This window comes from Pseudoduganella chitinolytica (assembly GCF_029028125.1).
In the GTDB taxonomy this organism is placed as follows: domain Bacteria; phylum Pseudomonadota; class Gammaproteobacteria; order Burkholderiales; family Burkholderiaceae_D; genus Rugamonas; species Rugamonas chitinolytica.
In genome coordinates this window covers 1,964,748-1,976,590 of the sequence record NZ_CP119083.1, presented here as the reverse complement: position 1 = coordinate 1,976,590, position 11,843 = coordinate 1,964,748, and the positions used below count along the sequence as shown (strand labels likewise).

Sequence of the window (11,843 nt, the reverse complement as noted above, 5' to 3'; positions counted from 1 at the left end):
GCAAACGCATGAAAGTCTACTTTATTGGCGCCGGTCCCGGCGCCGCCGACCTGATCACCCTGCGCGGCGCGCGCCTCCTGGGCAGCGTGGACATGGTGCTGTATGCCGGCTCGCTGGTCCCGGTCGAGATGCTGCAGCACTGCCGTCCCGGCACGGAGCTGATCGACACGGCGCAGCTGGACCTGGAGCAGCAGCAGGCCTGCTACGTGCGTGCGCGCGACGCCGGCATCGACGTGGTGCGGCTGCACTCGGGCGACCCGGCCATCTACGGCGCGACCGCCGAACAGATGCGCCGGCTCGACGCGCTTGGCATCGCCTACGAGATCGTGCCGGGCGTGTCGTCGTTCACCGCCGCCGCCGCGGCCATCGGCGCCGAGCTGACCAAGCCGGAAGTGTCGCAAAGCGTGATCCTGACGCGTGTGTCGGGCCGCGCCTCGGCCGTGCCGGAACTGGAATCGATTGCCCGCCTGGCCGAACACCGAGCGACGATGTGCATCTTCCTGTCCGGTCCGCACCTGAAGAAGATCGTCACCGACCTCTCGCTGCACTATCCACCCGAGACCCCGGTACGCCTGGTCTATCGTGCCACCTGGCCGGAACAGCGTGTGTACGAGGGCACCCTGGGCACCGTGCTGGAGGAAACCAAGCGGGGCGCCTGGAACCTGACGACGATGATGCTGGTCGGCGCGGCGCTGGACCGCGGCGTGGCGGCCGAATCGAGCTTGTACTCCAAGGACTTCACGCACCTGTTCCGGGTTGTGAAGAAGCAGGGAAAGGCGCTGGAGAATGAGCAGGAGATTGAGCAAGAGATTGAGCAGGGCAAAGAGCAGGAGCGCGCGTGACGCCAGGCCCGGGCATCTGGCTGGTGCGCGCCGAGGCTGAGCCGCTGGCGCGGCTGCTGCAGGCGCGCCTGGGCGGCACCATCCACCGGCCGTGGTTGCAAGCGGACGTGACGCAGAAGGCGCAGTTCGCGCAATGCTGGCGCGAGCACGCCCAGTGGATCGTGGTGGCAGCGACCGGCATCGCCGTGCGCTTCCTGTCCGGCCTGCCGGCCGACAAGCATACCGATCCTGCCGTCGTCGTGCTGGACGAAGCGGGCCGTCATGCCATTGCGCTGGTGGGCGGGCACGAAGGTGGTGCGAACGCGCTGGCCTACCGTGTCGCCAACGTGGTGGGTGCGGCGCCGGTCGTGACCACGGCCACGGAGGCCGTAAAGCCGCTGACGGTGGGGATCGGCTGTCGCAAGGGCGTGCCGGCGGAGCGGATCGAAGCGGCCGTGCTGCATGCGCTGGGGCAGGCCGGCTTGGGGATGGACGGCATCCGCGAGGTGGCGACCGTGGACCTGAAGGGCGACGAGCCCGGCCTGCTGGCGTTCTGCGCACGCCATGCGCTGCCGCTGCGGGTGCTGGCGCGCGAGGTGCTGGCCGCGCGCGCGTGGGTGACGCGGCCGTCGGACTGGGTGCGGCAGAACGTGGGGCTGGACGGCGTGTGCGAGCCGGCGGCACTGGTGGCCAGCCCGCGCGGCGCGCTGGTGGTACCGAAAACGAGCCTGGACGGCGTGGCCGTCGCGGTGGTGATGGACAAGAACGATTGGATGGACAAGCAATGACTGGAGTATTGAACCTGGTATCGGTGGGCCCCGGCTTCGCCGACCTGATCGCGCCGCGCGCGGTGGCGGCGCTGCAGGGCAGCGACGTGATCGTCGCATATGAGCTGTACCTGCGCTGGGTCGCCCCGCACATCGAGGGCAAGGAGATTCACTCGCCGCCATTGACGCAGGAACGCGAGCGCGCGCTGCTGGCGATCGAGCGCGCCCGCGCCGGCGCCAGGGTCGCGCTGATCTCCAGCGGCGATATCGGCATCTATGCGATGGCGGCGCTGGCGTTCGAGGAGATGCGCGAGGACGACACGTTCGACGTCAACGTGGTGCCCGGCATCACGTCCGCCAACGCCTGCGCTTCGCTGCTTGGGTCCCCGCTGTCGCACGATTTCGCGACCCTCAGCCTGTCGGACCTGCTGTGCCCATGGGAGTGGATCGAGCACCGCGCCCGGCACATCGCCCAGGCCGACCTCGCGTGTGTGATGTACAACGTGCAGAGCGCCAGCCGCCAGCAGGGCGTCTACCGCGTGCTGGAACTGATGCTGGAGTCGAAGGCACCCGGCACGCTGTGCGGCGTGGTGCGCAACGCCTACCGGCCCGACCAGAAGGTCGAGGTGCATCGCCTGGACGAGCTGCCGGCCCTGAAGTTCGACATGCTGACGTCGCTGGTGATCGGCAACCGCTTCACGGCGAGGAAGCGCGGCTGGATCTACACGCCGCGCGGCTACAACGACTGGTCGCAACCGGCCGCCGCGCCGGCGCAGCAGGAACTGCCTGTCGGGGCGGCGTGGGTGTTTTCCGGTACCAGCGACGGCAATGCGCTGGCGGCGCAGCTGGCGGCGCACGTACCGGTAGTGGTGTCGGCCGCCAGCGACCATGGCGGCACGCTGGCGCGCCAGGATTGTCCCGGCGCCGTGGTCTGGGCAGGTCGGCAGGGCGTGGAAGCGCGGCGCCAGGCGCTGGCTGCGCGCAAGGCGCGCGTGCTGGTCGATGCGACGCATCCGTATGCCAGCGCGATGTCGGCCCAGCTGATCGGGCTGGCGCACGAGCTGGGCATTCCGTACCTGCGCTTCGAGCGCCCCGCCAGTTGGCAGGAGGGCGACGGCACGCTGTGCGCGTCGATGGAGGACGCGGCCGCGCAGGCGGTGGCGCGCGGACGGCGCATCTTCCTGGCGACGGGATCGAAGGACATCGCCACGTTCACCTCGGCGCCGGGTGCCGCCGAACGCGCGTGGTTCGTACGCCAGACGGCCGAGCCGGCGCTGATCGAACGCGCGCTGGCGCAGGGCATTCCGCGCGAGCGCATCTGCGCCATGCAGGGGCCGTTCTCCGAGGCGTTCAACGTGGCGCTGTGGCGCGACTGGGGCATCGACTGCGTCGTCACCAAGGATTCCGGCGACGCCGGGGGCTACCGCGCCAAGGTGGCGGCGGCGCGCGCGCTGGGTATCGAGCTGCTGGTGGTGGCGCGCCCGGTGCTGGACTATCCAGCCCAGGTCGCGGATGCGGATGGGGTGCTGGCATTCCTGGCGCGGCGGGACGCGGCATGAAGCAGCCGATTCCCGTCACCATCGTCACGGGCTTCCTGGGGGCGGGCAAGACGACGCTGCTGCGCAGCCTGGTCGAGAAGCGCCAGGCGCGCCGGCTGGCCCTGTTGATCAACGAGTTCGGCGAGATCGCCGTCGATGGCACACTGGCACGTGACGCGGCCGCTCGCGATCCGCATGTGCAGGTGGAGGATTTCGCGCACGGCCTGATCGCCTATGGCGACGACGAGCGCTTCGTCCCTGCCATGCAGGCCATCGCGGCGCGCCGGGCGCAGGTCGACCACGTGCTGATCGAGACGTCCGGCCTGGCGCTGCCCACGGCGGCGATGGAGTTGCTGCAAAGCCCCGCGCTGGCCGACGACTTCATCCTGGATGCCACGCTGGCCGTGGTCGACACGCCGTTGCTGCTGGAGCGCGCGTTCGACGACGGCGCGCCGGCCACGATGTTCGAGCAACAGCTGGCGGCGGCCGACGTGGTCGTGCTGAACAAGATCGACGGTCTGGACGAGGACGCGTTGCTGCGTGCCGAAGGCGCCGTGCGGGCACGGGCGCCCAATGTGCGCTTCCTGGAACTGGCGTACGACGCGCAACTGGATATCCGCCTGGCGCTGGGGTTGCGCCTGCACCAGCCAACGCGCACCGAGCACACCCATTTCACGCCGCTGGCCGCGATGCCGGGGCCGGGTGCGGCCCCGCTGGCGGCGCAGTACCGCCTGAACGGGCATGCCCATTCCGGCCTGGGCGCGCACAGCCACGGTCTCGCTACTCATAAGCATTTCCATGAACAGGACCCCGGCTGGCTGTCGTTCGTGCTGAAAAGCGACGCACCGCAGGATGTCGCCAGGCTGCAGAACGCGCTGGTGGAAGCGGCGCGCGCCGAACCGCTGCTGCGCTGCAAGGGCTACGTGCAGGCCGCTGGCGCCGAGGCGCCGGTGCTGGTGCAGGGCGTGCGCACGCGTTTCGCGCTGACGCCGGCGCCGTCCGCCGTGCCGGGCCGTTCGCAGCTGGTCTTCATCGGTTACCACCTGAGCCGCGCAAGGATCGCGGCACTGCTGGCCGCGCGCACGGGTTGTGCGTGGCGCTGATTTCTTTTTTTCTTCGAGGAGCAAACATGAAACACCAACACACGATCGCCCTGGCGGCACTGCTGTACAGCGGCGCCGCGCTGGCGCACCCGGGCCATGCCGAAGGCGCGCTGGCCGGCCTGCTGCACCCGCTGACGGGTCTGGACCACGTACTGGCCATGCTGGCCGTCGGCCTGTGGGGTGCGCAACTGGGCGGCCGCGCGCAATGGCTGCTGCCGGCCGGCTTCGTCGCCTGCCTGGCGCTGGGCGGGGCACTGGGCATGGCAGGCTACACCTTGCCGCTGGTGGAGGCGGGCATCGTCACGTCCGTGCTGCTGCTGGGCATGCTGATCGGCTTTGCCGTACGCCTGCCGGTGGGCGCCGCGCTGGCGGCTGTCGGCGTGTTCGCACTGTTCCACGGTTTTGCCCACGGCAGCGAGATGCCGGCGCACGACAACGGCTGGCTGTATGCCCTCGGTTTCGTCGCCGCCAGCGCCGCGCTGCACGGCGCCGGCCTGTGGCTGGGCCGCGGCGCGCTGGCGCACGGTCGCTGGCTGCGCGGCAGCGGTGCCGCTATTTCGCTGGCTGGGGTGTGGTTGGCGGTTGCCGGCTGATCGGACAAGACCCCTGGTGACCCGCACCCAGGTGCCGGTCACCGGTGTTTCGCTGCGTGACCCGGCAGGCCGATCAGGGCCGCTTCAGCTGGCCGATGACGCTGGCGACCTTGGTCGTGATGACGTCGACCGCGGGGGCATTGGCGCCATGCGGCAGGATCACGTCGGCGTGGCGCTTGGTGGGTTCGATGAACTGCTTGTGCATGGGACGCACCGTGTCCATGTACTGGCCGACGATGCTTTCCAGCGAGCGCCCCCGTTCGGCGATATCGCGCTGCATGCGGCGGATGAAGCGCACGTCGGGCGCCGTGTCGACGAAGATCTTCAACGACATCAGCTTGCGCAGCTCCGCGTCGTACAAGGCAAACAGGCCTTCGAACACGACGACGGGCGCCGGCTTGACGGGAATGGTCTTGTTGGAACGGTTGTCGATCGTGAAATCGTATTCCGGCATCTGGATCGTTTCGCCATTGCGCAGCGCCTGGACGTGCTCGATCAACAGCGGCCAGTCGAAGGCCTGCGGATGGTCGTAGTTCTGCTTGCGGCGCACTTCGGGCGACAGGTCGGACTGGTCGCGGTAGTAATCGTCCTGCATCACGACCGAGACCATGTCGGCCCCGAAGGAAGCCAGCACCTGCTGGGACACTGTTGACTTGCCACTGCCGCTTCCGCCAGCAACACCGATAATAAACGGAGCGTAAGAAATCTTGTTCATCCCCGCATGATACCGGAGCGGCGCCCGAACCGACAGGGGCGGGGCTGCGGAAACGGCGTGTTTGGCCGTCCTGCGACAGCCGCCGGGGGCTGTTCGATGCCGTTCGGTAAAGGTTGCGGATTCTGAAAAAGGGTGACTGTCACCGTTTTTCAGGGTCTGTCCCTGCAAGGGACTGACCCTGAAGTTTGCCGGATCCGTTGGCGCGCGGCCTGACTTCGGGGTCTGTCCCCGTGCGGGGACAGACCCAGCGGCGCCGAGGCCGTCAGCTGACGTTACACGGCCAGGTACTTCGCCAGCTCGATCTTGGCCACCGCGTTGCGGTGCACCTCGTCCGGGCCGTCGGCCAGGCGCAGGGTGCGGTTGGCGGCCCACTGGTAGGCCAGCGGGAACTCGCCCGAGACGCCGGCGGCGCCGTGCGCCTGGATGGCCCAGTCCAGTACCTGCTGGGCCACGTTCGGTGCCAGCACCTTGATCATCGCGATTTCCGCCTGTGCCACCTTGTTGCCGACCGTGTCCATCATATACGCGGCTTTCAGCGTCAACAGCCGCGCCGTGTCGATCTGGATGCGGGCCTCGGCCACGCGCTCGCGCCACACCCCTTGCTCGGCCAGGCGCTTGCCGAAGGCGACGCGTTCGTTCAGGCGCCGGCACATCAGTTCCAGCGCGCGCTCGGCCACGCCGATGGCGCGCATGCAGTGGTGGATACGGCCCGGGCCCAGGCGGCCTTGCGCGATCTCGAAGCCGCGCCCTTCGCCCAGCAGCAGGTTGGACGCCGGGACCCGCACGTTGTCGAAGCGGATCTCGCAGTGGCCGTGCGGCGCGTCGTCGTAGCCGAACACGGGCAGCGGGCGCACGATCGTGATGCCCGGCGTGTCGCTGGGGACGAGGATCATCGACTGCTGCTGGTGGCGCGCCGCCTCTGGGTCGGTCTTGCCCATCACGATGAACAGCTTGCAGCGCGGGTCGCCGGCGCCGGAGATCCACCACTTGTGGCCATCGATGACGTAGTCGTCGCCGTCGCGGCGGATGCGGGTGGCGATGTTGGTGGCATCCGAGGACGCCACCGCCGGTTCCGTCATCGCGAACGCAGAGCGGATTTCGCCGCGCAGCAGCGGTTCCAGCCACTGGCGCTTGTGGTCCTCGCTGCCGTAGCGCTCCAGCGTTTCCATATTGCCCGTGTCCGGCGCCGCGCAATTGAACACTTCCGGCGCCCACGGCACGCGGCCCATGATCTCGCACAGCGGCGCATAGTCCAGGTTGGACAGGCCTTCCGGCGCGCGCGGAGAGCGGGGCAGGAACAGGTTCCACAGCCCTTGTTCGCGCGCGACCGGCTTCAGGCGTTCGATCAGGCTGGTGGGGATCCAGCGGTTGCCTTGCGTGCGCCCGTTCGCGTCCACCTCGTCATGGAAGGCGTGCTCGTTCGGGTAGACGTGTTCGTCCATGAATGCCACCAGCCGGCCCTGCAGTGCCTTGCAGCGTTCCGAATACTCGAAATCCATGTCGTCTCCTAAGCGATGCGTTTGCCCTGGGCATAGGCCCAGCCCAGTTCGGCCATCGGCCGCGCCATCTTGCCCGACTCCAGCGCCTGGGCGCTGGCGGCCGTGCCGTCCACGTAGCGCTTCATGATGCCCTGCATGATCGACGCCAGCCGGAACATGTTGAAGCCGAGGTAGAAACCGAAGTCCTCCAGACGGATCGTGCGGCCGGTGCGCTCGGCATACTTCTCGAGGTAGGCCTGCTGCGAAGGGATGCCCAGCGCGGCCAGGTCCAGGCCCGCGATGCCGCGGAACTGGCCCGGCTGGATGTGCCAGCTCATGCAGTGATAGCTGAAGTCGGCGAACGGATGGCCCAGCGTGGACAGTTCCCAGTCCAGTACCGCCAGGATGCGCGGCTCGGTGGGGTGGAAGATCATGTTGTCGAGGCGGTAGTCGCCGTGCACGATCGAGGTCTCGTCGCCCGGCGGGATGTGCGCGGGCAGCCAGGCGATCAGCTGGTCCATCGCCTCGATGGTCTCCGTCTGCGAGGCCTGGTACTGCTTGGTCCAGCGCTCGATCTGGCGGGCAAAATAGTTACCGGGCTTGCCGTAGTCGGCCAGGCCGATGGCCGCGTGATCGATCGTGTGCAACTGGGCGATGACGCGATTCTGTTCGTCGTAGATGGCGGCCCGCTGTTCGGGCGTCATGCCGGGCAGGGCCTGGTCCCACAGCACGCGCCCCTCGACGAATTCCATCACGTAGAAGGCGCGGCCGATGATGCTCTCGTCCAGGCACAGCGCATACTGGCGCGGCGCCGGGAAGCCGGCCTGGTTCAACGCATCCATCACGCGGTATTCGCGGTCGATCGCGTGCGCCGACGGCAGCAGCTTGGTGGCCGGGGCGGGCTTCGTGCGCAGCACGTAGCGGGCGTCGCCAATGGCCAGCTTGAAGGTTGGATTGGACTGGCCGCCCTTGAACTGCTCGGCGCTGAGTTCACCGCCGGCCGGGTAGCCCTCCACGTGGGCGCGCAGCCATGCGTCCAGTGCGGCCGTGTCGAAGCGATGGCGTTCCGACACGGGCTTGGTGCCCATGAATTCCTCGAACATCGTGTCTCCTGATCGTTGTTGTCCGACGATTCTAGCGCTAATCGGCGAAAAGAGCGAACGGACGTGCTATTTATTTTGCAAAGGAATTCGCCGTGATTTCAGGTACTGCGCCAGCAGCTGTTCCATCGTCGTGCTGCGCGTATCCGGATGCAGCGGCGCCGGTGGCGCGTAGTTCGAGAAGCGCACCACCCAGTCGTTCGGCGCGGTGCCGACGTCGAGCGCGTTGATGCAGCCGGGGGCCTGCGCCAGGTTGCCGAGGAACAGGCGCTGGCCCGTCAGCGCGTACGACAGGATGGCCCGGTTGACGCCGCCGTGCAGCACCAGCAGCACCGTGTCCCAGCTCGGGTCGGCGCGCAGGCGCTCCAGCGCGGGAAACACGCGGTCCATCAGCTCGGCCACGGATTCGCCGCCCAGGAAGCGCTTGTGTTCGGCCACCATGCCGTCGAACGCCCCGGTAAACGCCTCGTGCAGGGCCTCATCCGGAATGGCGGACAGCTTGCCGCCACGGATCTCGACCAGGTCGGGCCACTCCTCGAGGTCGATGCGCTGGCCCGTCTCGGCGAGCACGCGCCCCGCCGTCTCCACGGTGCGGGGCAGGCCGGACACGATCACGCGGTCGAATACCAGCCCCTGCGCGGCAAAGGCGCGGCCGGCGGCGGCGGCCTGCGCGCGACCGTACTCGTTCAGGGGCACCGTTTCGGGCAATACGGGCTTGCCGGCCGCGTCGAAGTAGGTCACGCTGCCATGCCGCATCAGGTAGACGCGGCGGCGCTGGGCAGGCGCCGCCATCAGAAGAACACCGCCGTGCGCACGATGATCGTGCCGGCGTTCGTATACGGCCCGGTGGCGCGCACGGCGCCGCTGTCGGCCTTGCCGTCATCGAGCTTGGCGTCCAGCTGCTCGGAGAACGTGTCCGGCAGGTTGTCCAGGCGGATGCCGTTGCCGCCGCGATTGCCGACGACGTCGTTGAAGATATACACCGCGCCTCCTTGTGCGCTCGTCATGAAATCGGTGGTGCCGTTGAACGACCCGGTAATGAAGCCGCCCAGCGCCAGGTGCTGCGGGGCCAGCTGGTATTCGGCGATCTGGCCGTCGCCATTGCCGTTGCCGCTGGCGCCGGGCACGTGGGCGGTGGCCTGGGCATCGTCGCCCGGCAGCGCGCGGAATTTGTCCTGGTAGGCGTTGACGGCGGCCTGCAGCGACGTGGCCTGCTGGATCACGTTCTTCACCTTGGCGTTGTCGATCAGGCTCTGGCCCTTCAGCACCCCGCCCAGCAGCAGGCCGATGATGACAAGGACGATGGCGATTTCCACCAGCGTGAAGCCGGCCTGGCGGGCGGCGCGCGGGCGGCGCAGGGACAAACTCCGGGACATGGACGAACTCCGATTTGCAGATAACCACATCTTACAAGCCCGGCGCTGATTGCGCAGCAGGAACCGTGCGACGGGCCGCTTCCCGTCCGGCCAACTCGTCCAGCCGGCGCGCCAGGAAGCGCAACTCGTTCGGGTCCGTGACCTGGCCGCCGGCCAGCAGGGCCCCGATGACGGCGCGCGCGGCCGCCGGCTCGTCCATGTCCTCCAGGACGAACGCTTCCAGCTGGCGTGCCCAGGCCGGGGCCGCGGGCGCGCGCAGCCGCAGCGTGCGCGCGTACTGCCGGGCCAGGGGCAGGTCGTGCAGACGGTGGCGCGCGATCAGGGCGGCCTGCGCGAGGAACGGCCAGCGCCGCGCCGGGTCGGCGTGGAATGCGCGTTCGATAAAGGCCAGCATGACGCGCACCCGCGCCGGATCGGGTACCGCCGCGTACACCGCGCTGGCGGCCACCAGCGGATAGCGGCCGCGCGGGTCGAGCGCCAATGCGCGCTCCAGCCACGGCACGACGCGGCCGTAGTCGAGCGCGTGCAGCGACAGGGCGGCGCCGGCCTGGGCGTCATGTGCCTGCAGCGCCAGCATCAGCAGGCGCGCCAGCGCCGCGTCCTCGCCCAGGCCCACCAGCCGCAGCACGGCCGGCGCGGGCGGCGGCGCCAGGCCGGCCGTGGCAGGGGCCGGGGGCGGCGCCCAGCCGTGCCATGCCAGCTGCGCGCCCAGCGCCAGCGCGAGCAGCAGTGTCGCGGCCGGCGTGGCGCGGCGGCCGGCCATCAATACTCCCGCCGCTGCAGGTCGACCAGGCTGGCCGCTGCCAGCAGCACCACGTAGATGACGGCTTGGCCCAGCAGCGTCGCCGCATCGGCCACCCCGCCCGTGCCGTACAGCAGCCACTCGGTGCGCGCGAATGTGTCCAGCCGGGGCAGCAGGACAGCGATGCCGTCGGCGGCCAGCGCGACGAGGCGCGGGCTTGCGGCGTCCTGCGCCAACGCCTGCAGGATGCCCGCCACCCGCGCGAGCAGGTAGAAACCCAGCGTGGCGCACAACGCCGGCGCGGCGTGTCCCGCACCGGTCGCCAGCCCGAGCGCGCAGAACGTCGCGAAGGCGGCAACGATCCACAGTTCGCCCAACACGCCCAGCGTCCACAGCGCGGCCTGCGCCGGCGCCGCGTGCCACGCCGCCAGCAAGCCGGCCGGCAGCGCGACCAGCACGGCCAGTACCGCGAATCCGGCCAGGCGTCCCAGCAGCCAGGCAGCCCGGCCGGCCGGCAGGGCCAGCAGCATCTCGGCCTGCTTGTCGTGCGCCTCGCGGCTGATGCTGGCAACCGTGAACACGGCCACGATGGCCGCAGCCGCGCAGCGCAACAGCGGGGCCAGCAGGGCCGCCTGGGTGGCACGGGTGTCGGTAAGCGCGAGCGCGCCAATGAATCCGGACACGGCCAGGCCGCCCAGCAGCAGCGCCACCAGCAGCCAGGGCAGCCGGCCGCGCAGCGCCTCGCGCACCGTGTCGGCCGCCACCACGCGGCCGATGCGCAGCCCCGCCGCCGGGACCAGGATGCTCCGGCGCGCCGTCATGGCAGCCGCTGGGCCGCGATCATGCGGTTGAACAGGATGTTCGGCGACAGCCAGACGACGATGTCGTCGTAGCTGCCACCCGGCACGGCGGGATTGTCGGCACCGTCGCGGCTGATGAAGGTCGTGCCGGTGCTGCCGATGTTGGCTTTCTCGTCGACGTTGCCGCTGCCGGCATCCGCCGCCCGCAGGCCCTGTTCGCTGAAGCCGCCGTAGCCATTGCGCCCGGCCGAAAGGATCACTGCCGGGATATCGTTCGGCGCCGTCGCCGCCACCAGCGCGCCGGCCGTGTCGCGCGTCGCCACCGTGATGTCACGGGGCGTGTTCAGGCGAAACGGCGCGCCGCTGTCGGCGAAATCGGCAGAGACGCTGTAGACGAACAGGTGGCCCCAGCTGTCCAGCTTGGACACGCCCAGCGTGGCCCAGGGCAGGAAACCGATGCGGCGCTCGTTGCCGCAGCGCTCCCCGCTGCGGTCCTCCAGCCCGTTGGCGGCGGAAATGGCGGGGCAGGGCAGGTAGCCGTTGCGCAGCGCGAAACCGGTCAGGGCGTCGCGCGCCTCTTCCATCGCGCGGCGCGTGTCGGCCACCCGGCGTTGTTCCAGCTGGCTCGACAGCGGCGTGATCAGGCCGCCGATCAGCAGGCCGACGACGACCAGCACGATCGCCACCTCGACCAGGGTAAAGCCGTGCGCTGGCGCGTGGCGTCGATGAGTCATGTGTCGATGAGTCATGTGTCGATGAGTCATGTGTCGATGAGTCAGGGGTCGATGAGTCATGTATCGATGAGTCAGG

General features: G+C 69.4%; 13 protein-coding genes. 5 read left to right on the top strand and 8 right to left on the bottom strand.

The features are described from left to right. The first annotated feature begins 8 nt into the window (after positions 1 to 8). Genes cobM through PX653_RS08615 form a run of 5 tightly spaced genes read left to right on the top strand, consistent with a single transcriptional unit; the run spans position 9 to position 4,822 of the window. A complete protein-coding gene (gene cobM, locus PX653_RS08635) occupies positions 9 to 842 on the top strand; it encodes a precorrin-4 C(11)-methyltransferase (RefSeq protein WP_277417482.1) in 834 nt (277 codons plus the stop codon). Beyond that, a complete protein-coding gene (locus PX653_RS08630; protein WP_277417481.1) occupies positions 839 to 1,609 on the top strand; it encodes a cobalamin biosynthesis protein in 771 nt (256 codons plus the stop codon). The genes cobM and PX653_RS08630 overlap by 4 nt, the downstream gene beginning before the upstream one ends. Continuing rightward, complete coding sequence (cobJ, locus tag PX653_RS08625; RefSeq protein ID WP_277417480.1) at positions 1,606 to 3,147, top strand: precorrin-3B C(17)-methyltransferase; 1,542 nt, start codon at positions 1,606 to 1,608, stop codon at positions 3,145 to 3,147. Before PX653_RS08630 ends, cobJ begins: the two co-directional genes overlap by 4 nt. Then, positions 3,144 to 4,229: a CobW family GTP-binding protein gene (locus PX653_RS08620; protein ID WP_277417479.1), complete on the top strand. Its 1,086-nt coding sequence runs from the start codon at positions 3,144 to 3,146 to the stop codon at positions 4,227 to 4,229. Before cobJ ends, PX653_RS08620 begins: the two co-directional genes overlap by 4 nt. Before the next feature lie 26 nt (positions 4,230 to 4,255). Continuing rightward, positions 4,256 to 4,822 carry a HupE/UreJ family protein gene (locus PX653_RS08615; RefSeq protein ID WP_277417478.1) on the top strand — a complete coding sequence of 189 codons (567 nt, stop codon included), beginning with the start codon at positions 4,256 to 4,258 and terminating at the stop codon, positions 4,820 to 4,822. Positions 4,823 to 4,895: 73 nt separating this feature from the next. Here PX653_RS08615 and udk read toward each other — a convergent pair whose 3' ends face one another. The 8 genes from udk to PX653_RS08575 form a co-directional block, all read right to left on the bottom strand. Further along, the gene (gene udk / locus PX653_RS08610; protein WP_277417477.1) at positions 4,896 to 5,537 is read right to left on the bottom strand and encodes a uridine kinase; all 642 of its coding nucleotides are present in this window, start codon (positions 5,535 to 5,537) and stop codon (positions 4,896 to 4,898) included. A gap of 272 nt (positions 5,538 to 5,809) precedes the next feature. Continuing rightward, positions 5,810 to 7,036, bottom strand: a complete 1,227-nt coding sequence (locus PX653_RS08605; protein ID WP_277417476.1) for an acyl-CoA dehydrogenase family protein — start codon at positions 7,034 to 7,036, stop codon at positions 5,810 to 5,812. Between the two features lie 8 nt (positions 7,037 to 7,044). Further along, positions 7,045 to 8,118, bottom strand: a complete 1,074-nt coding sequence (locus PX653_RS08600; protein WP_277417475.1) for a phosphotransferase — start codon at positions 8,116 to 8,118, stop codon at positions 7,045 to 7,047. Between the two features lie 66 nt (positions 8,119 to 8,184). Then, a complete protein-coding gene (locus PX653_RS08595) occupies positions 8,185 to 8,910 on the bottom strand; it encodes a histidine phosphatase family protein (protein WP_277418547.1) in 726 nt (241 codons plus the stop codon). Further along, positions 8,907 to 9,491 (bottom strand): prepilin-type N-terminal cleavage/methylation domain-containing protein, encoded by a 585-nt coding sequence (locus PX653_RS08590; protein WP_277417474.1) that lies wholly within the window; start codon positions 9,489 to 9,491, stop codon positions 8,907 to 8,909. Before PX653_RS08590 ends, PX653_RS08595 begins: the two co-directional genes overlap by 4 nt. Positions 9,492 to 9,522: 31 nt before the next feature. After that, a complete protein-coding gene (locus tag PX653_RS08585) occupies positions 9,523 to 10,254 on the bottom strand; it encodes a hypothetical protein (RefSeq protein ID WP_277417473.1) in 732 nt (243 codons plus the stop codon). Then, positions 10,254 to 11,054 carry an ABC transporter permease gene (locus PX653_RS08580; RefSeq protein ID WP_277417472.1) on the bottom strand — a complete coding sequence of 267 codons (801 nt, stop codon included), beginning with the start codon at positions 11,052 to 11,054 and terminating at the stop codon, positions 10,254 to 10,256. Before PX653_RS08580 ends, PX653_RS08585 begins: the two co-directional genes overlap by 1 nt. Continuing rightward, positions 11,051 to 11,767, bottom strand: a complete 717-nt coding sequence (locus PX653_RS08575; protein ID WP_277417471.1) for a prepilin-type N-terminal cleavage/methylation domain-containing protein — start codon at positions 11,765 to 11,767, stop codon at positions 11,051 to 11,053. The genes PX653_RS08580 and PX653_RS08575 overlap by 4 nt, the downstream gene beginning before the upstream one ends. Positions 11,768 to 11,843: the final 76 nt, after the last annotated feature.